Here is a 25,554-nt window from a genome sequence, read left to right as displayed (position 1 = left end):
CCTCCCCGACCAGCAGCGAAGGCCGGAAGGGGAAGCGCATGAGGACGGTACGGACGACTCTCGTGGCGGTGACGGCGGTGGTGCTGTCGGCGGCACTGGCGGGCCCCGCGTTCGCCGCCCCGAGAGGTCACGGCGACCACAAGGCGACCCGGGAGGCGATCGAGGCCGCCGTGCAGGACGGCGTCCCCGGTGTCACCATCGCCGCGGGGCATTGGTCGGCGGCGGCCGGTGTGGGCAACCTGCGGACCGGTGCGCCCCGTTCGGGCGACGACCGCTACCGCGTCGGCAGCATCAGCAAGACCTTCCTGTCGACGGTGCTGCTCCAACTGGAGGCCGAGGGACGGCTGTCGCTGGACGACACGGTGGAGAAGTGGCTGCCGGGCGTGGTGCGGGGCAACGGCAACGACGGCGGCAAGGTCACCCTCCGGCAACTCCTCAACCACACCAGCGGCATCTACGACTACACCGAGGACGAGGATTTCGTCCGGACGTACTTCACGGCGGACGGCTTCTTCAAGCACCGCTACGACACCAGGTCGCCGCGGGACCTGGTGGCGATCGCCATGACCCACCAGCCGGAGTTCGCGCCGGGCACGACGTGGAAGTACTCCAACACCAACTACATCGTCGCCGGGATGGTGATCGAGAAGGTGACGGGAGCGCCGTACGGCGACGAGATCCGGCGGCGGGTGATCGAGCCGCTCGGCCTGCACGCGACCTCCGTCCCCGGTACCCGCGCCACCCTCCCGCAGCCCAGCAGCCGCGCCTACTCCAAGCTCGCCAGGACGACGACGGGCGCGACGTACGACGTCACGGAACTCAACCCGTCCCTCGCGGGCGCGGCGGGCGAGATTATCTCCGACTCCAGGGACCTCAACCGCTTCTACGCGGCCCTGCTGAAGGGACGGCTGCTGCCGCCGAAGCAGCTGAAGGAGATGAAGACGACCGTGCCGACCGGCGGACCCGGCCAGTACGGTCTCGGCATCGCGAATGTGCAGCTCAGCTGCGGTGTGCGCGTCTGGGGCCACGACGGCGGCATCCACGGCTCCGATTCGGTTGCCCTGACGACTGCGGACGGCCGGCATTCCGTCGCCTTCAACTTCAACGGCGACTGGTCGCAGGAGACGGCCGCGGACGCGGTGGTCGAGGCGGAGTTCTGCGGGGAGTAGCCACGCCGACCCGGATACGAAGCACCGCGTTCATCCGGACGTAACGTCCGTACCGCCTCATATCGGCTAACCCGCAGTTCACGGGGATGGCTCGATCTGAGTGCAAGGCGGGTGGTCGTGTGCGTACGGGACGCGGACTACGGGTGTTGTCGGTCTACGAGGGGTTCTTCTCCGGCGGTGCCCGGATCGTGCACACCGATGTGGTGCTGGGCCTGGTGGAGGGCGGCCAGCACCACCACGTGCTCAGCGTGCACGCGGAGATGTACCGGGAGGCCACCCGCCAGCGCATGCAGGACGACGCGTGCCATCGCGCGCTGACCTCGGCGGGCGTGGTGGTCTCCGCCCTCGACCGCAGGCAGGGTGATCCGGCCGCCTTCACCGGGCCGGACCTGGCCGAAACGGCGAGGGCGATGGCGGCGGCGGACGTCATCCTGTCCCTGAAGGAACAGCCGCTGGCCCTGCTGAACCAGTCCGGCCTGCCCCGCCGCCCGGTCGTGGTCTGCCTGCACCGCTCGGACCCGCAGAACCAGGGCGAGGCGCTGGACGCGCTGAAGGCGGCCATCGCCGACGGCACGGTCGCGGCCGCCGTGTGCTGCGCGGAGTCGACGAGAGCGGCGTACCAGGCGGCGGGCATCCCCGCCGAGCTCCTGCACGTCATCCCCAACGGCGTCGACCTGCTCCGCTTCCGTCCGGACGCGGCCCGCCGCCTGGCGCTCCGCGAGGAGCTGCGCATCCCGGCGTCGGCCCCCGTGGTCGTCTTCGCCGCCCGCTACGACGCGATGAAGAACGTCCCGCTGTTCCTGCGGGCGGCGAAGGAGTGGCTGGACCGGGAGCCGGCCGGGCACGTCCTGATGTGCGGGGCGGGCATGACCCCGGCGAACACGGACCTGATGGCGGACCTGGGCACGCTGGACCGTTCCCGCCTGCATCTGCTGGGTGTGCGCCGGGACATGGAGACCCTGTACGCGGCGTCGGACGTCGTCGCCCTCACCTCCGCCTGGGGCGAGGCGGCCCCGCTCTGTCTCATCGAGGGCATGATGTGCGGCGCGGTCCCGGTGACGACGGACGTCGGCGACAGCGCGGCGATCGTGACCGGCCTCGGCTTCGTGACCCCGCCGGACCCGACGGCGATCGCCACGGCCTGGACGGAGGCGGTGACCGCCCGCCCGGACCTGGCACCCGCCCTCGCGGCCAGCCGCGAACGCTTCAGCCGTACGAGGATGATCGCGTCGTACGCGGCCCTCCTGGACGGCATCCACACCCGCACGACGACCCGCCCGAGCCTGCCGGAGCCGCTGTGAGGAGGCCGGTGAAGCCGGAGCCGGCGGCGTTCCGGCTGGGCCGGTTGTCAGTGGGGTCCGCTTGGATGGGGGCATGTCCGTTCACGCCCTGATCAGCCGCCTGCCCGCGATACCGGCCCTCCGCGACCGCTCCCGGGCCCTGGCCGTGCTCGACGCCGTTCTGTCCCCCGACTGGGAGGACCGTTACTTCTCGTACGACGCCCGCTGGTCGCCCACCGAGGAGATGGCGTCGATGCGGGACGGCAGCGGCAACGAGTACGCGATCGTGTTCTCGCCGGCCGGCGCCTACGCCCGCGGCTTCGACCACGAGTCGCCGATGAGCCCGTACGCGCAGGAGGACCACGAGCCCTGGCCCGGCCTCTTCGACGGGCTGCCCGAGGTGTTCCGGCCGTATGTCACCGAGCCGTCCTTCACCGACGAGAACGGGACGCCGCTGGCCACGGTGTGCTTCTGGCGGGAGGCGGCCGACCCGGCCTGGCGCGCGGGGGCGGTCGAGGCGGGCGGGGAGGACGACGGCAGTGCCGAGTGGCTCTTCGAGGTGCTGCTCGACGGACGGCCCGAGGGATACCGGGAGTTCGCCGAGGAGTACTACGAGACCGGGGTGGACCTCGACGCCGTACGCCATGTCTGGGACCTGCGTCCGCTGACCCAGGACGTGGTGTCCCGGCTGAACCCGTCCCTGGACCTGGGCGAGCTGGAGAAGGAGCTGGCCCTGGTCGGTTACCCGGCCTCCTGATCCGGGCGCGCGAGGAGGGGCCGCCCGGTCCCCTCCGCCCGGCGGCCCCTCCTCTCCCCTCCTGGTCCCGCCCCGGTCCGTCACTACCGGGGCAGCACCACGACATACGCGGCCGGGTCGCGGTCGCCGGACGCCATCAGGGCCGTACGGACCACGGCCGCCTGCTGCTCCATCGACTCGCGGAGCTTCTTCGGGGTGATGTGGACGACCGTGATGCCGAGGCGCTCCAGGTGCTCGCGCTTGCGGGCGTACTCGGACCAGAGGGCGTCCTCGTCCTGGCGGGGGGCTCGGGTGTCCAGTTCGACCGCGACCGCCTGCTCCGGCCAGTAAGCGTCCAGGCCGCCCAGGTGCGGGCCGCCGGGCAGCCGCAGGTCGACGTTCCACACCGGGTCCGGCAGGCCGTGTTCGCGGACCATGCGGTAGAGACGGTCCTCCGCGATCGCCCGGCCCTCGGCGAGCAGGGAGTCCACCGCGTCCACCACGTGCGGCCGGGACAGCAGCTTCGCCGTGTTCAACTCCCGTACCACCGCCGCCGGTTCGCAGTGACCGCCGCGGACGGCCTCGGTGAGCAGCCGGCGCACCGCGCCCGCGTCCGTCAGCTCCGACACCGCGTCCGCCAGCGCCCGCGGCACCGGCGCCACCGGGACGCCCGTCACCTGCTGCGGGGCCGGCAGGGACGCCGTACGGACGATCCGCGCGCTGCCCGTCGAGCGCAGCCGGCGCAGCCGCGGGACCAGGACGTCGATCTTGTCGATGGACATCAGCGGCGGCGAGGACGTGAAGCCGTGCAGGGTCAGGGCCGCGAGGCCGGTCAGCATCGCCTCCGTGTACATCGGGGCGTGCGCCTCCTCCGCGCCGGGCTGTGTCGGGACCCCCGCCGGGCGCTCCTTCGCCGCGTACATCAGGACCGCGTGCAGCCGCTCCTCGCTGGTCGGCGGGCCCGGGTGGAGCAGGATCACGCCCGGGAGGATCTGCTGCCAGGGGCCACCGGGGCGGCACTGCTCGGTCACGTCGGCCGGCGAGACGCCGTGCGTGCGCAGCTGCGCCGTCGTCATCACCCGGCGGTGCACCTCCGAGAGGTGGCGGACCGGGCGGGGGGAGAGCGGGGGGACCGGGGTGTTGTGGTTCATGCAGCGGGGATTCCCGCCGCCGGACCGGCCTCTAACCGCTGTTACGTGCCTGTCGATAAATGCGGACAACACGGTACTAAAGGACGGGTGTTCGGATGCCGAGTAGGCGGCGAAAACCCCTGGTCCGAATGGGGTGGACCAGGGGTTACGGCCGTTATTGACTGAACTTCGTAACGGCTACCTACCGCCCAAGCTCAGGGCAGAGATCGGGCCGTGAAAAGCGGATGGTCAGCCCGCCTTCGCGTCGCACGCCTGCCCCCGCAGCGCCCGCGCCAGGTCGTCCCGCGCCTCAAGCACCAGCCGGCGCAGCGCCGGCGGCGCGTCCTCGTGGGCCGACAGCCACGCGTCCGTCGCGGCGAGGGTGGCGGGGGAGTCCTGGAGCGAGGGGAACAGGCCCCGCACCACGTCCATCCCGATCTGGATCGACCGGTCCGCCCACACCCGCTCGATCGCCGCGAAGTACTTCTGGACGTACGGCGCCAGCAACTCCCGCTGCGAGGACTGGTTCCAGCCCCCGATCGTCGCCTCCACCAGCGCGTTCGACAGCGCGTCCGACTCCACCACCTGCGCCCACGCCTGCGCCTTCACCGCCGCCGACGGCCGCGAGGCCAGGCAGCGGACCTGGTGGCGCTTGCCGGACGCGGTGTCGTCGCGGGCGAGCTCGGCCGCCAGCACCTCCTCGTCGGCGACCCCGTGCGCGGCCAGCGGACCGAGGAACGCCCAGCGCAGCTCCTGGTCGACCGTCAGACCGTCGATCTTCGCCGACCCCTCCAACAGGCCCTGGAGCAGCTGGAGATCGGCCTCGCCGGACGCCGCGGACGCGAAGAACCGCGCCCACGCCAGCTGGTGCTCGCTGCCCGGCTCGGCCAGCCGCAGCTCCTTCAGCGCGCCCTCGGCGAGCAGCCGCTCACCCGTCGGACGCCACTCGGGCGCCACATAGTTGACCAGCGAGGAGTGCGCCCACGCGTGGAGCATCTGGAGCACGCCGATGTCCGACTCGCGGCCCGCGAAGCGCAGCACCAGGTCCACGAAGTCGCGGGCCGGCAGCAGCGCGTCCCGCGTCATGTTCCACAGCGCGGACCAGCACAGGGCGCGGGCGAGCGGGTCCGTCAGATCGCCGAGGTGCGCCTTCAGTGTCTCCAGCGACTCCGTGTCGAACCGCGTCTTGCAGTACGTCAGGTCGTCGTCGTTGACCAGCACCAGCTCCGGCGCCTCGGCACCCACCAGCTCCGGCACGACCGTGCGCGGCCCGTCGACGTCCACCTCCACGCGCGCGTACCGCTCGACGGCGCCGTCGGCGCCCTTGCGGTACAGGCCCACCGCGATCCGGTGCGGGCGCAGTTCGGGGTGCGACTCGGCGGCCTCCTGCAACACCGCCAGCTCGGTGATCCGGCCCTCGGCGCTCAACAGCACCTGCGGGGTGAGGGAGTTGACGCCGGCCGTCTGGAGCCAGGACCGCGACCACGCCGCCATGTCCCGGCCGCTGGTCTCCTCCAGCACCGACAGCAGATCGCCGAGGCGCGTGTTGCCGTACGCGTGCCGCTTGAAGTAGCGCCGCGCGCCTTCGAGGAACGCGTCCTGCCCGACGTACGCCACCAGTTGCTTGAGCACCGAGGCGCCCTTGGCGTACGTGATGCCGTCGAAGTTGAGCTTCGCGTCCTGGAGGTCGCGGATGTCGGCGGTGATGGGGTGCGTGGAGGGCAGCTGGTCCGCGCGGTACGCCCAGGCCTTGCGGCGGTTGGCGAAGGTGATCCAGGCGTCCTTGAAGCGGGTCGCGCCCACGTTGGCGAACGTGCCCATGAAGTCCGCGAAGGACTCCTTCAGCCACAGGTCGTCCCACCACACCATGGTGACCAGGTCGCCGAACCACATGTGCGCCATCTCGTGCAGGACGACGTTGGCCCGGCCCTCGTAGGACGCCTGCGTCACCTTGCCGCGGAAGATGAACTCCTCGCGGAAGGTGACCAGTCCCGGGTTCTCCATCGCGCCGAGGTTGTACTCGGGCACGAACGCCTGGTCGTACTTCCCGAACGGGTACGGGTAGTCGAAGTGGTCGTGGAAGAAGTCCAGGCCCTGCTTGGTGACGAGGAAGATGTCGTCCGAGTCGAAGTGCGGGGCGAGCCCCTTGCGGCACATCGCGCCGAGGGGGATCTCCAGCGTGCTGCCGTCGGCGAGGGTGCGGGAGTAGGAGTCGGTCACGTAGTGGTACGGACCGGCCACCACGCACGTGATGTACGTCGAGATCGGCTTCGTCTCCGCGAACCGCCACACGCCGTCCGCGCGCTCCCCGACCCCGTTGCTCCAGACCGTCCACTCCTCCGGCGCGCGCACCTCGAAGCGGAACGGGGCCTTGAGGTCGGGCTGCTCGAAGTTGGCGAAGACCCGGCGGGAGTCGGCCGGCTCGTACTGCGTGTAGAGGTAGACCTCGCCGTCCTCGGGGTCGACGAAGCGGTGCAGGCCCTCGCCGGTGCGGGAGTAGGCGCACTGGGCGTCCACCACCAGCTCGTTCTCGGCGGCGAGCTCCTCCAGCGTGATCCGGGAGCCGTCGAAGACCTGACCCGGGTCGAGATCACGGCCGTTGAGGGAGACGGAGGTCACACTCGGCGCGATCAGGTCGGCGAAGCTGGTGGCGCCGGGCTCGGCGCAGCGGAAGCGGATCGTGGTGACGGACCGGAAGGTGCGCGGGGACTCGTCGCCGTCCTCGACGGCCGAACGCACGTCGAGGGACACGTCGTACCCGTCGACGGAGAGCAGGGCGGCCCGCTCCCGGGCCTCGTCACGGGACAGATTCTCACCGGGCACGGGCGGCACTCCCTGAAGTCGACAGCGGGTGGTGTTCGGTATGTGGACAGCACCGATCCTGCCATGTGCCCCTGACGCTCGGGAGCAGGGAATGGGGTGCGGGTGGACGGCGTTGTCCGTACGAATCGAACACTTTCCTTAGGAGACGCATGTCCGAGACCGCGAGCACCGCCGCGAAGACCCCCGTCGACTTCTGGTTCGACCCTCTGTGTCCCTGGGCGTGGATGACCTCGCGGTGGGTGCTGGAGGTGGAGAAGGTCAGGGACATCGAGGTGCGCTGGCACATCATGAGCCTGGCCGTGCTCAACGAGCCCAAGCTGGACGAGCTGCCCGAGGAGTACCGCGAGCTGCTGGAGACCAAGGCCTGGCAGCCGATCCGCGTGGTCACCGCGGCCTGGCAGAAGCACGGCGACGACATCCTCGGCCCGCTCTACACCGCACTCGGCACCCGTATCCACAACGAGGGCCAGGGCCCGGCCCGCGAGGCCGTCGAGGGCGCCCTGGCGGAGGTCGGCCTGCCCGCCGACCTGATCGAGTACTTCGACCAGAAGGACTTCGAGTTCGACGCCGAGCTGCGCGCCTCCCACAAGGAGGGCATCGAGAAGGTCGGCCAGGAGGTCGGCACCCCCGTCATCGCCGTCCCCGGCCCCGACGGCGAACAGATCGCCTTCTTCGGCCCGGTCGTCACCCCGGCCCCCAAGGGCGACGACGCGGCCCGCCTCTGGGACGGCACCCTGGCCGTCGCCTCGGTCCCCGGCTTCTACGAGATCAAGCGCACCCGGACCAAGGGTCCGGACTTCAGCAACCTGTAGGGATCACTCCGCGGGCTCGGCGGCCGGGTTCTGGAACTCCTCCGGGAGCCGGGCGCCGTCACGCTGGTGGTGTGCGGGCTGGTAGAAGCGGCAGCCCGCGGAGGTGCAGCGCCACAGGTCGGTCCGGCCGCGGTGCCGCTGCTCCACCACCGTCCACTCCCGGCCTTCGAGCATGCGGAACTTCCGGTCGTACTTCTTGCAGGTCGGGCAGTACTTCTTCGCGAAGAACATCGGCCCCTCCTCGGCTTCTCCGAGTTCGTAGTACAGCGCGTACGCGCCGAACCCGCCCCCGAAATCCCTCGCTCCGCTACCGCACCGGGCTCGATCGGTCCCAACGGCGGAAGATGGTCCTGGATGTGTGGGAGGCCGGATGGAGCAGGAGACGTGGCTCGGGATCGACCTCGGGACGCAGAGCGTCCGCGCCCTGCTCGTCACGGCCGACGGCACGGCCCTCGGCAGCGGCTCGGCCCCGCTGCGCGGGCGGCGTGACGGCGTACGGCACGAGCAGGACCCGGGGGAGTGGTGGACGGCGGTGTGCACGGCGTCCCGGGTGGCGCTGCGCGAGCGTCCCGGCCGGGTGGGCGGGCTCGCGGTGTGCGGGACGTCCGGGACCGTGCTGCTGACGGACGGCGGCGGGCGGGCGGTGAGCCCGGCGCTGATGTACGACGACGGGCGGGCGTGGGCGGAGGGGGAGCGGCTGCGCGGGGCGGGCCTCGCGGTGCCGAACACCTGGGGGCTGCCGAAGGCCCTGTGGCTGCGCCGCGTGCACGGCCCGGGCCGGGTCACCCACCAGCCCGACGTGATCACCGCCCGCCTCACGGGCGGCCCCGTCCCCACCGACTCCAGTCACGCCCTGAAGACGGGGTACGACGTGGCGGGCGGCGCCTGGCCGCATCTTCCGGGCGGGCCGGAACTGCCCGACGTCGTACGCCCCGGCACCCGCCTCGGCGAGGTCTGCGCGAGCGCCGCCGACGCCACCGGCATCCCCGCCGGCACCCCGGTCTTCGCCGGCATGACGGACGGCTGCGCGGCCCAGATCGCGTCCGGTGCCCTGCGCGCGGGCTCCTGGAACTCGGTGCTCGGCACCACCCTGGTCCTCAAGGGCGCCGCCCCGGCCCCGGTCCACGACCCGACCGGCGTGCTCTACAACCATCGCGCCCCCGACGGGAGTTGGCTGCCCGGCGGCGCCTCCGGCGTGGGCGCGGGCGTGCTGACGGCGGCGTTCGCGGGGGCGGACCCGGTGGTGATGGACCAGCGGGCGGCGCGCCACGAACCGGCCGGCGCGATCGCCTACCCCCTGGCCTCCCCCGGGGAACGCTTCCCCTTCCTGGCCCCCGGCGCGACCGCCCTGCTGCTCGGCGAGCCCGCGGGCGAGGCCGACCTGTGGGCCGCGCTCCTCCAGGGCGTCGCCTTCACCGAACGGCTCTGCCTGGACTACCTCCACCATCTCGGCGCCCCCCTCGACGGCCCCCTCACCTTCACCGGCGGCGCGGCCCGCAGCCCGTACTGGAACCAGCTGCGCGCCGATGTCCTCGGCCGCGAGGTACGGGTACCGGAACAGACCGAACCGGCCCTGGGAATGGCCGCGTTGGCCGCCCACGGGGTCACCCGGGACGCACTGCCCGACATCGCGGAGCGGATGGTCCGCATCCGGGCCGTCCTCGAACCCCGCCCGGACCGCACGAGCCGCTTCACCGAGCCGTACGCCCGCCTGGTCGACGAACTCACGGCGCGGGGCTGGCTGCCGCCCCCGGTCGCGGCCCATGCGCACGCCCGTCTCGGCCGGGATACTGCGGACTCATGAGCAGCACGACCCTCCTCCTCGCCCGCCACGGCCAGACCGTCTGGCACGCCGAGAACCGCTACGCCGGCGTCAGCGACATCGCCCTCACCGACGAGGGCCGCGCCCAGGCCGAGGCGCTCGGACGCTGGGCCGCCACCCACCCCGTGGACGCGATCTGGACGTCCACGGTGTCCCGGGCCATCGCCACCGCCGCCCCCGCCTGCCGCGCTCTCGGCCTCACCTCCCACCCCGAACCCGGCCTGCGCGAATGCGACTTCGGGGTGCTGGAGGGCCGTACCCTCGCCGAGTTCGCGGCGCAGGACCCGCGGGCGGCGGAGGCGTACCGCGCCGACCCGGTGGCGCACCCGTTCCCCGGCGCCGAGGACCCGAAGGAGGCGGCGCGGCGCGGTGTCGCCGCCCTGCGCCGCATCGCGCGGGCCCATTCAGGCGAGCGCGTTCTCGTCGTCGCCCACAACACCCTGCTGCGGCTGGCCCTGTGCGAGCTGCTGTCCGTTCCGCTCGGCGAGTACCGCCGGGTGCTCCCGCGGTTGCGGAACGCGGCGATCACCGAACTCCGGGTGACCGCCACGGGATCCGCCGGACTTCTCTCCCTCAATGTGCCGTGCGACCTGCGCCTTCCGTAGCACCATGGGCACATGACGGAGATCGACACCTCGGTACCCCATTCGGCCCGCATCTGGAACTACTGGCTCGGCGGCAAGGACAACTACCCGGTGGACGAGGAGGCCGGCGACGCCTACACGGCCGTCTTCCCCGGCATCGTCACCATCGCCCGCAGCAGCCGCGCCTTTCTCGGCCGCAGCATCCGGTACCTGGTGCAGGAGGCGGGCGTACGGCAGTTCCTGGACGTCGGCACCGGCCTGCCGACCGTCGACAACACCCATGAGGTCGCCCAGCGGATCGCCCCCGAGGCGCGGATCGTCTACGTCGACAACGACCCGCTCGTCCTGACCCACGCCCGCGCCCTGCTCACCTCCACCCCTCAGGGCGTGACGGCGTACGAGGACCTGAGTCTGTACGAGCCCGAGCGCATCCTGGAGCAGGCGGGCCAGACCCTCGACCTCTCCCGGCCCACCGCCCTGATCCTCAGCGGCATCCTCGGCCATGTCGCCGACTACGACCTGGCCCGGGACCTCGTCGCCCGCCTCCTCGCGGGCCTGCCCTCCGGCAGCTATCTGTGCGTCAACGACGGCTCCCGCGGCACCGACCCGGACTACGAACAGGCCCAGGACGGCTACAACGAGACCGGTGCCGTCCCCTACTTCCTGCGCCCGGTCGAGCAGATCACCGCGTTCTTCGACGGCCTGGAACTGGTGGAGCCGGGCGTCGTCTCCGTCCCCCTGTGGCGCCCGGACGCCGGCAGCACGCCGGAGCCGATCGGCCAGCACGGCGGCGTGGGCCGCAAGCCGTAGGCTCCCCGCACACGGGAAGGCCCCCGCGAGTCACGTCCTCGCGGGGGCCTTCCGTCATGCCGCCTGCCACGTGAAGGGTGAGAAGACGATCACGAGCAGGACGCATTCATACACCCGTCAGGGCGCGAGCAGCAGCACATCCGCGCGGGACCTGGCCGCCTCGTAACGCCGGGCCACGTCCTGCCAGTTGACGACGGCCCACATGGCGTCGATGAAGTCGACCTTCTGGTTCTTGTACTGGAGGTAGAAGGCGTGCTCCCAGGCGTCGAACACGAGGATCGGCACCGCGCCCTGGCCGACGTTGCCCTGGTGGTCGTAGACCTGCTCGACGACCAGCCGCCCGCTCACCGGCTCGTACGCGAGCACGCCCCAGCCCGAACCCTGCGTGGTCGCGGCGGCCTTGGTGAGCTGCGCCTTGAAACCGGCGTACGACCCGAAGGACTCGGCGATCGCGTCGGCGAGGTCCCCGACCCCGTCGGCGGCCAGCGGCTCGCCGCCGCCGTCCTTCGGGCCGGTCATGTTCTGCCAGTAGATCGAGTGCAGGATGTGCCCGGACAGATGGAAGGCCAGGTTCTTCTCCAGGCCGTTCAGCGCCGCCCACTGCTCCTTGTCCCGTGCCTCCGCGAGCTGCTCCAGCGTGTCGTTGGCGCCCTTCACGTACGCCGCGTGGTGCTTGTCGTGGTGCAGCTCGATGATCTCGGGGCTGATCACGGGGGCGAGCGCGGAGTAGTCGTACGGCAGTTCAGGCAGCGTGTAGACGGGCATGACGGGTCCCCTCAAGAGCTTGTTGCAAGTAGCTTGCAACAACAAGCTAACAGCAAAAAGCCCCCGTGTGGATCACACGGGGGCCTTCGGGGCATTGCGCGAGGTCAGTCCGCGGCCCGCCTGCGCTGCCACGCGTAGCCCACGGTCGCCAGCACCACCGTCATGACGCCGGTCGAGTACAGCTGCACCCGGGTGTCCGCCTCCCGTGCCATCAGTACGAAGATCCCGGCCATCCCGGCCAGCGCCACCCACGTCAGCACCGGGAACGCCCACATCCGCACGGCCAGCTTCTGCGGCGCCTCCCGCTCCAGCTGCCGGCGCAGCCGCAGCTGCGAGACGGCGATGAGGATCCAGACGACCAGGATGACCGCGCCGATCATGTTGAGCAGCCAGGAGAAGACGTCGTCCGGGCGCCAGTAGCTCAGCACCACGCACCCGAACCCGAACACCGAGGACACCAGGACCGCGACCCGCGGCACCCCGCCCGACACCCGGCCCAGCGCCTTCGGGCCCTGCCCGCGCTCCACCAGGGAGTAGGCGATGCGCGAGGCGCCGTAGATGTTGGCGTTCATCGCGGACAGCAGGGCGACCAGGACGACCACGTTCATGAGCTGTCCGGCGCCCGGGATGCCGAGGGAGTCGAGGGCGGCGACGTAGGGGCCCTTCTCCGTGACGGCCGCGGAGTCCCACGGGACCAGCGTCACGATGACCGCCATCGAGCCGATGTAGAACAGCGCGATGCGCCACATGGCCGTGCGGACCGCGCTCGCCACGCCCTTGACCGGGTTCTCCGACTCCGCCGCAGCGATGGTGACCGTCTCCATACCGCCGTACGCGAACACGGAGGCGAGGACCCCGATGATCAGCCCCTCGCCGCCGTTCGGCAGGAACTCCGTCAGGTGCGCGGTCCCCGGCGAGTCCGTGCCCGGCAGGACACCCGCGATCGCCAGCACCCCGAGCACCAGGAACAGGCTGATCGCCCCGACCTTCAGGGCCGCGAACCAGAACTCGAACTCGCCGAAGTTCTGCACGGCGGCGAGGTTCGTCGCGCAGAAGACGACCATGAACAGCGCCACCCACGCCCACTCCGGCGTCCCCGGCAGCCACCCGGTCACGATCTTCGCCGCGCCGATGCCCTCCAGGCCCACGGCCGTGCACAGCAGCACCCAGAACGACCAGCCGGCGGTGAAGCCCGCCCAGGGGCCGATCGCGCGCTCGGCGTGCGCGGAGAAGGAGCCCGACGACGGATACGCGGCCGACATCTCGCCCAGCATCCGCATCACCAGCATCACGAGGAGTCCGGAGAGCGTGTAGGCGAGGACGATCGACGGACCGGCGGCGGCGATGCCCGCCCCGGAGCCCACGAACAGACCGGCGCCGATGACCCCGCCGAGGGCGATCATCGACAGATGGCGCTGCTTGAGACCGTGGGAGAGCGAGGTGCCGGGCTCGGGCGGGGCCTCGACGGGGGTGGTGCTGGGCATGAGCGCGATTCGTCCAGTACGTGAGACGGCAAAACGCCCACAGTCTGGGCGGCCTCTCCGCTCAGAAGGAGAGGCCGCCCAGTATGCGGACGCCGTCCGTACCGGCTGTGATCAGGCGGCCACGCTCGTGTAGTGCGAGGCGTCGCCCTCCACCGAGTAGCTCTCCTTGCCCTCGATGCCGACCGGGATGTCACCGGCGACGGTGACCCGGTGCAGCCGGCGGGCCTGGCGGTCGTAGTTGTCGACGGCGTAGTGCTGGGTGATGCGGTTGTCGAACAGGACGAGCTGGTTCGGCGACCAGCGGTGGCGCAGGATGTGCTCCGGCTTGACCACGTACGACTGGAGCAGGTCAAGGAGCGTGCGCGACTCCGTCACCGACAGGCCCACGATGCGCTGCGCGAACCCGCCGATGAACAGGCCGCGTTCACCGGTGAGCGGGTGGACGCGGACCACCGGGTGGGCGGTGCGGTACTTGATCGACGTGAACTGGGCGCGCTGGGCGGCCTTCTTCTCGTCGATGTCCTCCGCCGGTACGGCGTAGTCGTAGTCGTTGGTGTGCTCGGCCCACAGGGTGTCCGCCAAGTGGCGCAGCGGCTCGGGCAGACTCCGGTACGCCGCCGCGGAGTTGGCGATCAGGGTCTCGCCGCCGTACGGCGGGAGCGTGATGCTGCGCAGGGTGCTGGCCTGCGGCGGGTTGAGGACGAAGGTGACGTCCGTGTGCCAGTGGCTGGCGCTGCCCTGCTCGCTGTCGACGGGCAGCACGTTCGCCGCGCCCGCGACGGCGGGGACCGTGGGGTGGGCGGTGGTGAGGTCGCCGAAGTGGCGGGCGAAGGCCTGCTGGCCCTCGTCGTCGAGGTGCACGTCGTCGAAGACGAGCGCCTTGTGGACGTTGAGGGCGTCGCGGAGGGCGGCGACGGTCTCGCCGTCCAGCGGCTTCGCGATGTCCACTCCGGAGACCTGGGCGCCGATGTGGGCGGTGACCTTGCGGATGTCGAGCGTCATGATCGGGTCCTCTCAGACGAGCGTGGCGGTGTACTGGTTGGCGGGGCGGGGGAGGCCGTAGCGCTCCCGCAGGGTGCGGCGCGGGCCGTACTCCTCGCGGAGCAGGCCGCGGGCGCGCAGGATCGGGACGACGTGATCGACGAAGAGGTCGAGGCCGGAGGGCAGCACGGCCGGCATGATGTTGAAGCCGTCGGCGGCGCCGAGCGTGAACCAGCGCTCGATGGCGTCGGCGACCTGCTCGGGCGTCCCGGCGAAGGTGAGGTGCCCGCGCCCGCCGCCGAGCCGCCCGATCAGCTGCCGTACGGTCAGCCGCTCACGCCGGGCGAGCCCGACGACCAGCGTGTACCGGCTCTTGGCGCCCTCGATGGCGTCCTCGGAGGGCAGGTCGGCGGGGAGCTCGGCATCCAGCTCCAGGGTTCCGGCGGGCAGTTGGAAGAGGCGTTCCAGGTTGGCCACCCCGTGCGCGTGCACGATGTGGTCCTCCAGCTCCTGCTCCGCCGCCCGCGCCTCGGCCTCCGTCGAGCCCAGGACCGGGACGATGCCGGGCAGCACCTTGAGGTGCTCGGGGTCCCGGCCCGCCCGTACGACACGGGACTTGAGGTCGGCGTAGAAGTCCTGCGCGTCCTTCAGCGTCTGCTGGGCGGTGAACACCGCCTCCGCGTACCGGGCCGCGAACGCCTTGCCGTCCTCGCTGGAGCCCGCCTGCACCAGCAGCGGGTAACCCTGCGGCGAGCGCGGTACGTTGAGGGCGCCCTCGACGCTGAAGTACGTCCCCTGGTGCCGCGGCGGGTGGATCTTCGTGTCGTCGCCCCAGACGCCGGACGCCTTGTCGGCGACGATCGCGTCGTCCTCCCAGCTGTCCCACAGCTTCAGCGCCACGTCCAGGAACTCGGCCGCACGCGCGTACCGTTCGGCGTGCGCGGGTTCCGCGGCGAGGCCGAAGTTGCGGGCCGCCTCGGCACCGGCGGTCGTGACGATGTTCCAGCCCGCCCGGCCGCCGCTGATGATGTCCAGCGAGGCGAACTTGCGGGCCAGGTTGTAGGGCGAGTTGTAGGACGTGGACGCGGTGGCGATCAGCCCGATGTGCTCGGTGGCCGTGGCCAGCGCGGTGAGCAGCGTCAGCGGCTCCAGGGCGCCCGCGGGCCGCTGCGAGACCGAGCCCCACAGCTGCGGGCCGTCGGCGAGGAAGAGCGAGTCGAAGGTGCCGCGTTCGGCGATCCGGGCCAGCCGGACGTAGTGGTCCAGCTCGACATGCGCGTACGGGTCGCTCTCCGGGAGCCGCCAGGAGGCCTCGTGATGGCCGGTGTTCATCAGGAACGCGTTGAGATGCAGCTGTCTGGTGGTCATGCGTGGTTCTCCTCCGTCGCGCGGGGGCCGATGGTCATGCGTGGTCCTCCGTCACTCCGAGCGCCTTCAGCAGCCGCTCCCGGTACTCGCCCAGCAGCGGATCGCGGTACGACCGCGGATGCGGGGGCTCGATGGCCAGGTCGAGGCCGATCCGCCCCTCCTCCAGCACCAGCACCCGGTCGGCCAGCACGATCGCCTCGTCCACGTCGTGCGTGACCAGCAGCACCGACGGCCGGTGCCGCTCCCACAGCTCGCGCAGCAGGGCGTGCATCTTGATCCGGGTCAGCGCGTCCAGCGCCCCGAACGGCTCGTCGGCGAGCAGCAGTTCGGGCTCCCGGACCAGCGACCGGGCCAGCGCCGCCCGCTGCGCCTCCCCGCCGGACAGCTCGTTGGGCCAGGCCCGCTCCCGCCCCTTGAGCCCCACCTCTTCGAGGGCGGCCCGGCCTTTGCCTTCCCCGTCCGTGCCCAGCAGTACGTTGTCCAGCACGCGGCGCCAGGGCAGCAGCCGTGAGTCCTGGAAGACCACCGAGATCCGCTCGGGGGCGGTGAGTTGGCCGCTCCCGGTCACCTGGTGGTCGAGGCCCGCGATGGCCCGCAGCAGGGTGCTCTTGCCGGAGCCGCTGTGCCCGAGCAGGGCCACGAACTGTCCGGCGGGGATGTCCAGGTCGATGCCGTCGAGGACCGTACGGCGGTCGAACGACCTGGTGAGGCCGCGCAGTTGGACGGCAGGCCGGGTCAGCTGCTCAGTGTGCGTCGCCACGACAGCACCCTCCTTTCGATGAGGCGGACCGCGCTGTCGGAGACGAGGCCGAAGACTCCGTAGACGACCAGGCCGACGAGGATGACGTCCGACTGGCCGTAGTTCTGGGCCTGGAACATCAGGTAGCCGAGCCCGCTGGTGGCGTTGATCTGCTCCAGCACGACCAGGCCGAGCCAGGAACCGGTGACGCCGAGCCGGAGTCCCACGAAGAATCCGGGCAGCGCGCCGGGGATGACGATCTGCCGGATGAACTGGAACCGGCTGAGCCCCTGCACCTCGGCGAGTTCGACGAACCGGCTGTCGATGCCGGCCAGCGCGGCATGGGTGTTGAGGTAGATCGGGATGTAGACGACGATCGCGATGATGGCGATCTTGAAGGTCTCGCCGATGCCCAGCCAGAGGATGAACAGCGGGATCAGACCGAGGGTCGGGATCGCCCGGTTGAGGTTCACCGTCCCGTCGATCAGCGCCTCCCCGACCCGGCTCAGCCCCGCCGCCAGCGCCAGCGCGACCCCGGCGACCAGGCCGATCGCGAAGCCGGAGGCGGCCCGCTGGAGCGAGGTCAGGATGTCGTCCGGCAGCGTGCCCGAGGTCCACAGGCGGGCGCCCGTCTCCAGCACGGTCCAGGGCGCCGGGATCGCCCCCGGGTCCAGCCGGCCGGCGGCGGAGGCGGCGGCCCACAGGGCGAGCAGCAGCACCGGGCCGATGAGCCGGGTGGCGGGCAGCCGGCGACCGGGGGCGAGGCTGCGGCGCCTGCGCCGTACCGCCGGCGGGGCCTCGGTGACGGCGGGGGCCGTCGTCGTCACGGCGCTCACTTTCGATACTCCTCGGACACGGACTTCGCGGCGATGCCCTCGAAGCGGTGGTCGAAGAGCGAGGCCACGTCGAACTTCTTCACGAAGCCGCCCTCCGCCAGCAGATCGGCGGTCTCCTGCTCCCACCGGATCGCCTCGTCCCAACTCGGCGGGAACAGCGGCTTGTTGGCGAGGTCAGAGATCGACTTGGCCTGGGCTGCGGTCAGGTTCTGCGTCTTGACGTAGAACTCCTCGTTCCAGACGTCCGGGTGCTCGTACGCCCACACCGTGCCCTTCGCCCAGTACGGGATGTACGCGGCGACCGCGGCGGCCTGCGCCTCGTCGTTCAGCACGGAGGTCGGCGCCCACAGCAGGTTGAGCAGGTCGACGACGTCGGTGGTGATGAGCCGGGCGCCCTTCGCCTCGTACTGCGCGATGTACGCGGGCGACTGGGTGTTGGGCAGCGGGGCGATGTCCACCTGGCCCGACTGGAGCGCGGTGAGGAACTGGTTGCTGGTCAGCGGGACCAGCTTCACCTCGTCATAGGCGAGGCCCGCCTTCTTCAACGCCCGCAGCAGCACGACCCCTTGGGCCTGACCCTGCGAGAACGCGAGCTTCTTCCCCTTGAAGTCCTGCACCGAGCGGATGTCGCTGCCGGGCTTGGTGGCGAAGACGTAGTTGGGCCTGCGGGTGATGTTGATCGCGACGATCTTCGCGTCGAAGCCCTGGTAATGCGCCTGGATCGGCGGAATTCCCGCGTTGTTGGCGAGGTCCAGGGACTTGGCGCGGAAGGCGTTGATGACATCGGGACCGGCGGCGACATTCACCCAGCTGGACACCTTGAACGGCAGTTCTCCCAACTCCGCGAGCTTGAACTGGAGTTGCTGGGTGCCTTGATACGAGGAGATCCTGAGGGCGGCGCCTGGTGGGACCTTGTCGGCGAGCGGCGCGGTCGAGGCGCCCTTGGTGCTCGTGGCGGCACTGGACTCGGCGCAGCCGCTCAGCCCGGCGACACCGGCCGCGGCGCCCACGAGCGAGGTGAGGAACAGTCGTCGGTCCATTCCGGACGTACGGGAAATGGGCATGGGAGGACTCCCTGAATTGGTGCAGGAAAAAGCGCGGGAAAGGCGGGGAAGGCGTGGGAAGGAAATTCACGCAGCGGAAACGAGCGCGTCACACGGGGCAGCGTGTCAGCAACAGAAGGCGCGACAGTGCAGGTGAGGGCTCATGAACACGATGCTCGCGGCCCCGCGGAACCCCTGTCAACATTCGGAGTTTCTGAATTAAATCCGCTCAGGTGACACGGTCAGCGGATCCCGGTAGAGCACGTCGAGCGCCACCGCTCCGCCCGCCACCGCGAGCACCGAATCCGGGAAACTCGTCGGGATCACCGACCCCGACCGACCCGCCCCGACCTCCGCGCGCAGCGCCGCGAGGCAGTCCTCCCGATGGATCGCGCCGACCTCGGTGACGACGACCACGTCCGGATTGAGGACGTCGAGCAGCAGTCCCGCCGCCCGCCCCGTCATCCGCGACCGCTCCACCAACAGCCGTACCGCCACCGCGTCGCCGTCCGCCGCCGCCCGCACGAGATGCATCGGGTTCACCCCGGCGATCACCCCGGCGGCCCGCGCCTTCCGGCACAGCGTCCGCTCGCTCAGCTCCACCTGGAGGCAGCCGGTCCGCCCGCACTCGCACGGCTCCGCGCCGCCCGGCACCGGCAGATGGGCGATGAGGCCCGCCTGCGAGCGCGGCCCGTGATGCACCTCGTCATGGGTGGCGAACGCCGCGTCCACCACATTGCCGACGAACAGATGCAGCACGCTCCGGCTGCCGCGCGCCCGCCCGAAGAGGCGTTCCGCGTTCACCAACGCCCGTGCGTGCCCGTCCACATGGACCGGCAGCCCGGTGTGCGCGCCGAGCAGCTCCCGCACCGCCACGTCGCGCCAGCCGAGCAGCGGATGCTCGACGACCGTCCCGGTCTCCCGGTCCACCCAGCCCCCGGCCGCGAAGCCCACGCCGAGCGGCCGGCACCCGGGGTGCGCCGCCAGCAGCGCGCCCAGCCCCTCGGCGGCCCGTGCAAGGACCGGCCCCGGATCGGTGCCGTCCGTGTGCTTGAGCTCCCGCGAGGCCACCACCCGCCCCCGCAGATCCAGCAGCGCGACCGTCGTATGGGGCACCGCCACATGGACTCCGCCCACGACGAAACGCGAGGAATCGAGGTCGACCGGCACATGGGGGCGCCCCACACCGCTGGTCCGCCGGGGTACCGCGGCCTCCTGGATCAGGCCGAGCCGGGTGAACCGGGCGCAGTAGTCCGTCACGGACGCCGGGGACAGCCCGGTCAGCCGGGCGATGGTGGAGCGCGCCACCGGTCCGTGCTCCAGCACGGACCGCAGGACGACACTCGCGCTGGTCCGCCGCCGGTCACTGTCGGCGGCGCGGGCCAGGGGAGACGTAAGGGTGGACATGGTGATCACCTCGGGGGGCCGGTCCGACACTGCGCCGTACGCGAGGGGCGAGACCGGGACGGGGCCTCACCCGGGACGGCGACAGGCGGCCGCGCCCACGCGTCGCAGGTCGACATGGCGACGCGACGTGAGGAAGAGGGCCTGGGCAACCATGGCTCGAAGGGTAGGCGGCACCGACCGCATCCGGCCAGACCGCATCGTCCCATTTGGTGGGACCCTACAGACGCCGTTCACATTCGACACGTGAGTGAAACGTCCCGGCCTCAGTGACCGGCATCACGCCGAACCGGGTGTAACCGACACCCTTTGTATGGAGACCACCAACCCGCGACTCCAGCCTTTGTCGAGCGCTGACGGTGATCGACACGAGGCGCCCGGGATAGCGTCGCGATGTCCTGTCCCCGTCACCCACCTCGCGGAGTCCCCATGAGCACCGCTGTCGCCCCTGCCCGCCCCGGTGAGGTCCTCGCCGACCTGCTCCCGGCCTCCCGCGTCCGCGACATCGCGCTCGTCGTCGGCGGCGCCGCGCTCACCGGCCTCGCCGCCCAGATCTCCGTTCCCGTGCCCGGCTCCCCGGTGCCGGTGACCGGCCAGACCTTCGCCGCCCTCCTCGTCGGCACCACGCTCGGCGCGGGCCGCGGCTTCCTCTCCCTCGCGCTGTACGCGATCGCGGGCGTCGCGGGCATGCCGTGGTTCGCGGGCGCCGGCTCCGGCTCGGCCGCCCCCTCCTTCGGCTACATCCTCGGCATGATCCTCGCCTCCACGGTCGTCGGCGCCCTGGCCCGCCGCGGCGCCGACCGCTCCGTGCTGCGCACGGCCGGCGCGATGCTGCTCGGCGAGGCGATCATCTACGCCGTCGGCGTCCCCTACCTCGCCGTCGCCACCGGCATGTCCGCCTCCGCCGCCGTCGCGGCCGGCCTCACCCCGTTCCTGCTCGGTGACGCCCTCAAGGCGGCCCTGGCGATGGGCCTGCTGCCGAGCGCGTGGAAGCTCGTCAAGCGCTGAGGTCGGTGGAGTTGCGGAAGAGGTTCGCCGGGTCGTAGGTCGACTTCACCTCGGCGAGCCTCTTCCGCGTCTCCGGGTCGTACAGCCCCTCGTTCCGATCCCCGCCCCCGAATGCGAAGTTGACCGTCCGTCCGAGGGTGCGCGGCGCGAGCACCCCGAACGCCGGATCGAGCAGGGCCCGCGCCTCCTCCCGTTCCCCCATGGTCAACAGCCGCACCAGGAACCGCCCGTCCCGCCACGGCACCGAGTTCCCGGCGGGCCGCGCGAGCGCCCCACCCAGATGATTGACCTGTACGACGACCATGGCACCGACCTCGGGCCCGGTGAGCCGCAGCAACTCCCTACTTTCCTCGGGGTCCAGCTCGCTCAGCACCGCACTGTCCCCGTAGTAGGCGTGCGGGAAGTCCGGGTCGCTGTGGATGGTGTGGCTCTCGGCGTACGGCATCTCCCGCAGCGAGTCGGTCAGCACCGGCCCGATCTCCCGCAGCGGAGCGACGAGGCGATCGCCGTCCTCGCCCGTGTACGCCACCCGCACGGAGACGACGTACCGCCCGCGCAGCTGCGGCGGCAACGCCGGCAGGTCCGGGTACGGCACGGCGGCGAAGGACGAGGTCAGCCCGTCCGGCACGGTGCGCGTCCAGGCCTCGTACGCCCGCAGGACGGCCGCCGGATCGACCTGCCGTCCGTCGAACGCGAGTGAACCCCCGTACAGCGTCCGCACCGGGACGAGCCCGATCTCCAACTCGGTGACCACACCCAGGCGGTGGCCGCCACCGAGGAGCGCCCAGTACAACTCGGAGCCGGGGGTGGCATGGTGCACCCGCCCGTCGCCGGTCACCACCTCCAGCCACCGCACATGATCGGCGGCGTACCCGAACTCCCGCGCCAGGATGCCGAGTCCACCGCCCAGGGTGTAGGAGACGGCACCGACGCCCGGAGCCGACCCGTTGAGCGGCGCCAGCCCGTACGGCGCCGCCGCCGCGACCACCTGCCCCCAGCGGACGCCCGCCTGGACGCGGGCGGTACGGGCGACGGGGTCGACGCTGACGCGGTCCATGCCCTTCGTCGAGACGAGCACACCGCCCGTGACCGGCCCCGGCCGCCCGTGCCCGGTCGCCTCGACGGCGACGGACAGTTTCCGGTCGGCCGCGTGGCGGACGGCGGCGACGACGTCGTCGGTGTCGGAGGGGGTGAACACGGCATCGGGCCGCAGGTCGAACGCGGTCTGGAACCCGATGAGTTCGCTGATGAGTGCAAGGTGGTCGGTCTCGTGGTCCATGCACCGCAGGATGGAGGCATAACCTGACACCCGCCGTCAGGTTATGCCTCCATCGGTTTCTGTCTGTCCCCGTCCGGTCAGATCACCTGTCGCGGCCGCCGCGTCGACCACCACAGCCCGGCCACACCGGCCGCCATCAGAGCCGCGCCGGCCGCCCCCGCCGGGAGCAGATCGCGCGCGACACCGGTCTTGGGCAGCTGGTCACCGCCGGGTCCCACCGGCTTGTTGTCGGTACCGAGGAGCAACGGGGTGACCGGGGCGTTCGGCGACGTGTTCGTCGTACCGAACGGAACCGGGCCCTGCTGCCAGTACGTCTTCTTCCCGTCGCCGGGCTGCACCGGCAGACAGATCTTTCCGGTCTTGCGGAGATCGAACGACGCGTCTACGGCGTACGACTTCGACTTACCGGCCGCGAGATTGTCGATCGGGCAGGCGAAACCGCTGTTCGAACCCTCCGGAAGATCGCTTTTGGCAATCGAGGAGCAGCCTTGAACGCTATTGACCGTGAGGCCGTCGAAACCGACGACCAGAAGCTGGATCTTTCCGCTGTCCTTGGTCCCTTCGTTCTTCACCGTGGCGGTGATGTCGGTCTTCTCGGACTTGTTGTCGACCGAGATCTGTTCGGGCAGCAGCGTGGTCAGCTTCACGCCGTCCGGTGCCTCGTCGACAACCTTTCCCCCCTTGCTGCTTCCGGGCCCCTGGTCGTCCGCGCCGGCGGTGCCGGAAAGGATCAGTACGGCCGAGAAAGATGCCGTGACCAGCGATGCCGCGATGGTCGTCATACGACGAGAACTCATGTTCGCCCCCCTTGGCTGCGCCTGAATTCGCAGTACTTGAAGAGCTACCACAAGATTTCTCCGCACTATGCTGGTACGGCGCGAAGTGTGACCATTGTGTTGAAGTAGGCGTTGACCGGTGCACGGTGGAGGGGGGCGACGGGATTGCCGGGGAATATGGGAAACGCGGAGAACGAGGGAAGCGCGGGGAGTTCGAGGAACGCGGGAAACACCCGGAGTGGCGGGGTGCCGGGGATCCTCGTGGCGAGCCGATATCGGCTGGTCGAGAGTATCGGCCAGGGGGGAATGGGGCGGGTGTGGCGGGCCGCCGACGAAATGCTCGACCGGCAGGTCGCGGTCAAGGAAATGCGCATCGACGGCCTCGACGCGGAGGACGCCCGCACCCGCCGTGAACGCACCCTGCGCGAGGCCCGCGCGACGGCACGCATCGACCATCCCAACGTCGTACGGATCTACGACGTCGTGGACGAGGGCGAATGCCTGTGGATCGTCATGGAGTTGGTGGCGGGCCGCTCCCTGGAACGGATGATGGCGGAGGACGGCCCGCTCGGCCCCAGGGAGGCGGCCCGGATCGGCATCGGCCTGGTCACCGCCCTGCGGCAGGTCCACGCCCGCGGCGTCCTGCACCGGGACATCAAGCCGGGCAACGTGTTGGTGGAGGGCGCCGGCCACCGCGTGGTCCTCACGGACTTCGGCATCGCGGCCATCCAGGACGCGAAGGCGCTCACCATGGTCGGCATGCTGGTCGGTTCCCCCGACTACATGGCCCCCGAACGCATCGCGGGCCGCCCCCAGGGCCCACCGTCCGACATCTGGTCCCTGGGCGCGACGCTGTGCGCGGCCCTGGGCGGCGACTCCCCGTTCTCCCGGGACACCACGCTGGCGACACTCCACGCGGTCCTGTACGAGGAGCCGGAACTCCCGCCCACGGTCGGCCCGTTGCGCGACATCCTGGCCGCGCTCCTGGAGAAGGAGCCGGAACTACGCCCCGGCCTGGACGAACTGGAGGAGGCCCTCCACCCAACAGCCTTCCCGGCACCGACGCCGACGGTGGTGGTGGGGGGCCAGGAGGAGCCGGAGGAGCGGGAGCAGCAGGGGGAGCAACGGGAGGAGCCTGAGGGGCCCGAGGCAACCGGGTCGCTCGGGGAACCCGGGGCACTTGAGGAGTTCGGGGTACCCGGAGCATCCGAGGAGTTGGGGGAGTTCGGGGTTGCTGAGGGGTTCGGGCCAGCCGGGGTGCCTGGGGAGCCCGGGGAGTTCGGGGGGCCTGAAGAGCCTGTCGTGCTTGGGGAGTTCGGGGTTGTTGAGGGGTTCGGGCCAGCCGGGGTGCCTGGGGAACTCGGGGAGTTCGGGGGGCCTGAAGAGCCTGTCGTGCTTGGGGAGTTCGGGGTTGTTGAGGGGTTCGGGCCAGCCGGGGTGCCTGGGGAGCCCGGGGAGTTCGGGGCGCCTGAAGAGCCTGTCGCGCTCCGGGAGTTCGGGGCGGTCGAGGGATTCGGGGAACCCGGAGCATTTGGGGCACCCCCGGGGTTCGGGGTGGCCGAGGAGCCCGAGATGCCCAGGGAGTTCGGGGCAGCCGAAGGGTTCGAAGAGCCCGAGAGGCTTGAGGAACCCGAGGACGAGCGGCCCCCCACCCCCCACCTGGACACGCCAACCCCGGTCTTCCCCTGGCCGAGGCCGGAACTCCCCACCCCACCTTTCCTGAACGCCTCCCAACTCCCGGCCCACCGACCCTCAAGCCACACACCACCCACCGAAGCCCCCACCCCCACGCCCACATGGGAGCGAGCGCCTGGCCAGGCGTCCGAGCCCGCGCCCACGTGGGAATCCGCCCCCACACCACCGCCCCCCACCCACGAACCGGCACCCGCCGACGTCGCTCAGCCCCCACAGGGGCCACCCGCACCCGACCACGAAAGCCGCACGGGTGGTGCGGGTGGGAAACAGATCCGGGCCGAAGGCCCGGGAACACCCACCCACAACGCTTCCTCAGAGGCCCACGCCGGCATCTCCCTCATACGCTCAGAGGCCATCACCGAACAACGCCCCCTCCCAGCACACCAACCCCACCCCCACCGCCCCCGCACCCGCCTCCTCACCATCGCCGCCCTCACCACAGCCGCCGCAGTCACCACCGCCCTGATCCTGCTGAACACCCACTCACCCGGCACCAAGGACGAGGCACAAACCACCCCGACCCCGACACCCACCCCAACCGCCTCCCCGTCCCCCACGGTCGCCGGCACCTCCCGCCCCCAGACCCTCCCACCCGGCGCCCACCGAGAGGCCGGCGGCTTCGCCTGGGCGACTCCCAAGGGCTGGCGCAGAGATGTGAAGACAGGCGCGGAGGTGCACTACACGTCCCCCGACGGCACCCAGGAGCTCGCCGCGCTGTCCTCCCTCGCCCGAGGCGACTTGATGGACACCTGGAAGACCTCGGAGCAGAACGCCCACCAGGGCCAGGACTACCGAAAGATCCGTTTGGAGGACACGGAGTTCCAGGGCCACCCGGCGGTGGTCTGGGAGTACACCTTCACGCTCAAGGGCGTCCCCTGGCACGCCCGCCTGCTCGGCTTCAACGCGGACGGCAAGTCGTACCAGGTGAACACGTGGTACCAGCCGCAGACGGAGACGCAGGCACTCAAGACGTACGAGAAGGTCAAAAAAAGCTTCACGGTGCTTTGACA

General features: G+C 71.2%; 23 protein-coding genes. 9 read left to right on the top strand and 14 right to left on the bottom strand.

All coding sequences use genetic code 11. The annotated features are described in order from the left end of the window. Positions 1 to 38 precede the first annotated feature (38 nt). From CRP56_RS14880 to CRP56_RS14870, 3 genes are all read left to right on the top strand, one after another. Positions 39 to 1,169, top strand: coding sequence for a serine hydrolase domain-containing protein (locus CRP56_RS14880; protein ID WP_097264152.1), 1,131 nt, complete (start codon positions 39 to 41; stop codon positions 1,167 to 1,169). A gap of 143 nt (positions 1,170 to 1,312) precedes the next feature. Continuing rightward, the gene (locus CRP56_RS14875) at positions 1,313 to 2,470 is read left to right on the top strand and encodes a glycosyltransferase (protein WP_097264150.1); all 1,158 of its coding nucleotides are present in this window, start codon (positions 1,313 to 1,315) and stop codon (positions 2,468 to 2,470) included. A gap of 73 nt (positions 2,471 to 2,543) precedes the next feature. Then, on the top strand, positions 2,544 to 3,206 hold the full coding sequence (locus tag CRP56_RS14870; protein WP_097264148.1) for a hypothetical protein: 663 nt from the start codon (positions 2,544 to 2,546) through the stop codon (positions 3,204 to 3,206). 83 nt (positions 3,207 to 3,289) lie between these two features. Here the strand turns inward: CRP56_RS14870 and CRP56_RS14865 are convergent, their stop codons facing one another. Further along, a complete protein-coding gene (locus CRP56_RS14865; protein ID WP_097264146.1) occupies positions 3,290 to 4,336 on the bottom strand; it encodes a hypothetical protein in 1,047 nt (348 codons plus the stop codon). A 228-nt stretch (positions 4,337 to 4,564) separates the two neighbouring features. Beyond that, a complete protein-coding gene (gene pepN, locus CRP56_RS14860; RefSeq protein ID WP_097264144.1) occupies positions 4,565 to 7,138 on the bottom strand; it encodes an aminopeptidase N in 2,574 nt (857 codons plus the stop codon). Between the two features lie 149 nt (positions 7,139 to 7,287). Between pepN and CRP56_RS14855 the strand changes: the two genes are divergently transcribed. Continuing rightward, a complete protein-coding gene (locus tag CRP56_RS14855; protein ID WP_097264142.1) occupies positions 7,288 to 7,950 on the top strand; it encodes a mycothiol-dependent nitroreductase Rv2466c family protein in 663 nt (220 codons plus the stop codon). A 3-nt stretch (positions 7,951 to 7,953) separates the two neighbouring features. On the opposite strand, the gene CRP56_RS14850 is transcribed toward CRP56_RS14855, so the two are convergent. Beyond that, the gene (locus CRP56_RS14850; protein WP_097264140.1) at positions 7,954 to 8,181 is read right to left on the bottom strand and encodes a hypothetical protein; all 228 of its coding nucleotides are present in this window, start codon (positions 8,179 to 8,181) and stop codon (positions 7,954 to 7,956) included. 139 nt (positions 8,182 to 8,320) lie between these two features. On the opposite strand from CRP56_RS14850, the gene CRP56_RS14845 reads away from it, so the two are divergent. Genes CRP56_RS14845 through CRP56_RS14835 form a run of 3 tightly spaced genes read left to right on the top strand, consistent with a single transcriptional unit; the run spans position 8,321 to position 11,166 of the window. Then, positions 8,321 to 9,754, top strand: coding sequence for an FGGY-family carbohydrate kinase (locus tag CRP56_RS14845; RefSeq protein WP_097264138.1), 1,434 nt, complete (start codon positions 8,321 to 8,323; stop codon positions 9,752 to 9,754). After that, complete coding sequence (locus CRP56_RS14840) at positions 9,751 to 10,377, top strand: histidine phosphatase family protein (RefSeq protein ID WP_097264136.1); 627 nt, start codon at positions 9,751 to 9,753, stop codon at positions 10,375 to 10,377. The genes CRP56_RS14845 and CRP56_RS14840 overlap by 4 nt, the downstream gene beginning before the upstream one ends. Before the next feature lie 12 nt (positions 10,378 to 10,389). Further along, positions 10,390 to 11,166, top strand: a complete 777-nt coding sequence (locus tag CRP56_RS14835; RefSeq protein WP_097264134.1) for an SAM-dependent methyltransferase — start codon at positions 10,390 to 10,392, stop codon at positions 11,164 to 11,166. A gap of 117 nt (positions 11,167 to 11,283) precedes the next feature. Here the strand turns inward: CRP56_RS14835 and CRP56_RS14830 are convergent, their stop codons facing one another. From CRP56_RS14830 to CRP56_RS49285, 9 genes are all read right to left on the bottom strand, one after another. Next, positions 11,284 to 11,931 (bottom strand): superoxide dismutase, encoded by a 648-nt coding sequence (locus CRP56_RS14830; protein WP_097264131.1) that lies wholly within the window; start codon positions 11,929 to 11,931, stop codon positions 11,284 to 11,286. A 104-nt stretch (positions 11,932 to 12,035) separates the two neighbouring features. Beyond that, on the bottom strand, positions 12,036 to 13,415 hold the full coding sequence (locus CRP56_RS14825) for an amino acid permease (RefSeq protein ID WP_097264129.1): 1,380 nt from the start codon (positions 13,413 to 13,415) through the stop codon (positions 12,036 to 12,038). Positions 13,416 to 13,526: 111 nt separating this feature from the next. Continuing rightward, the gene (locus CRP56_RS14820; RefSeq protein WP_097264127.1) at positions 13,527 to 14,417 is read right to left on the bottom strand and encodes a TauD/TfdA dioxygenase family protein; all 891 of its coding nucleotides are present in this window, start codon (positions 14,415 to 14,417) and stop codon (positions 13,527 to 13,529) included. 12 nt (positions 14,418 to 14,429) lie between these two features. Then, on the bottom strand, positions 14,430 to 15,764 hold the full coding sequence (locus tag CRP56_RS14815) for an LLM class flavin-dependent oxidoreductase (RefSeq protein WP_097264125.1): 1,335 nt from the start codon (positions 15,762 to 15,764) through the stop codon (positions 14,430 to 14,432). A gap of 34 nt (positions 15,765 to 15,798) precedes the next feature. Then, the gene (locus tag CRP56_RS14810; protein ID WP_097264123.1) at positions 15,799 to 16,524 is read right to left on the bottom strand and encodes an ABC transporter ATP-binding protein; all 726 of its coding nucleotides are present in this window, start codon (positions 16,522 to 16,524) and stop codon (positions 15,799 to 15,801) included. Next, positions 16,500 to 17,339 (bottom strand): ABC transporter permease, encoded by an 840-nt coding sequence (locus CRP56_RS14805; RefSeq protein ID WP_097264121.1) that lies wholly within the window; start codon positions 17,337 to 17,339, stop codon positions 16,500 to 16,502. The genes CRP56_RS14810 and CRP56_RS14805 overlap by 25 nt, the downstream gene beginning before the upstream one ends. Continuing rightward, the gene (locus tag CRP56_RS14800) at positions 17,336 to 18,403 is read right to left on the bottom strand and encodes an ABC transporter substrate-binding protein (RefSeq protein WP_097264119.1); all 1,068 of its coding nucleotides are present in this window, start codon (positions 18,401 to 18,403) and stop codon (positions 17,336 to 17,338) included. Before CRP56_RS14800 ends, CRP56_RS14805 begins: the two co-directional genes overlap by 4 nt. A 198-nt stretch (positions 18,404 to 18,601) precedes the next feature. Further along, positions 18,602 to 19,789, bottom strand: a complete 1,188-nt coding sequence (locus tag CRP56_RS14795) for an ROK family protein (protein ID WP_097274059.1) — start codon at positions 19,787 to 19,789, stop codon at positions 18,602 to 18,604. A gap of 66 nt (positions 19,790 to 19,855) precedes the next feature. Next, positions 19,856 to 19,942, bottom strand: coding sequence for a putative leader peptide (locus CRP56_RS49285; protein WP_373559756.1), 87 nt, complete (start codon positions 19,940 to 19,942; stop codon positions 19,856 to 19,858). A 273-nt stretch (positions 19,943 to 20,215) separates the two neighbouring features. Between CRP56_RS49285 and CRP56_RS14790 the strand changes: the two genes are divergently transcribed. Next, positions 20,216 to 20,794 (top strand): biotin transporter BioY, encoded by a 579-nt coding sequence (locus CRP56_RS14790; protein WP_097264117.1) that lies wholly within the window; start codon positions 20,216 to 20,218, stop codon positions 20,792 to 20,794. On the opposite strand, the gene CRP56_RS14785 is transcribed toward CRP56_RS14790, so the two are convergent. Then, entirely contained in the window at positions 20,784 to 22,073 is a 1,290-nt protein-coding gene (locus tag CRP56_RS14785; RefSeq protein ID WP_097274057.1) for an FAD-binding oxidoreductase, read from the bottom strand. The two genes, CRP56_RS14790 and CRP56_RS14785, sit on opposite strands and share 11 nt — an antisense overlap. A gap of 77 nt (positions 22,074 to 22,150) precedes the next feature. Continuing rightward, on the bottom strand, positions 22,151 to 22,870 hold the full coding sequence (locus tag CRP56_RS14780; protein WP_097264115.1) for a hypothetical protein: 720 nt from the start codon (positions 22,868 to 22,870) through the stop codon (positions 22,151 to 22,153). 285 nt (positions 22,871 to 23,155) lie between these two features. Between CRP56_RS14780 and CRP56_RS48355 the strand changes: the two genes are divergently transcribed. Beyond that, positions 23,156 to 25,552 (top strand): protein kinase domain-containing protein, encoded by a 2,397-nt coding sequence (locus CRP56_RS48355; protein WP_373559755.1) that lies wholly within the window; start codon positions 23,156 to 23,158, stop codon positions 25,550 to 25,552. Positions 25,553 to 25,554: the final 2 nt, after the last annotated feature.

Source organism: Streptomyces sp. TLI_55 (genome assembly GCF_900206255.1).
GTDB lineage: Bacteria > Actinomycetota > Actinomycetes > Streptomycetales > Streptomycetaceae > Streptomyces > Streptomyces aquilus.
This window is presented reverse-complemented; position numbering and strand designations above follow the sequence as displayed.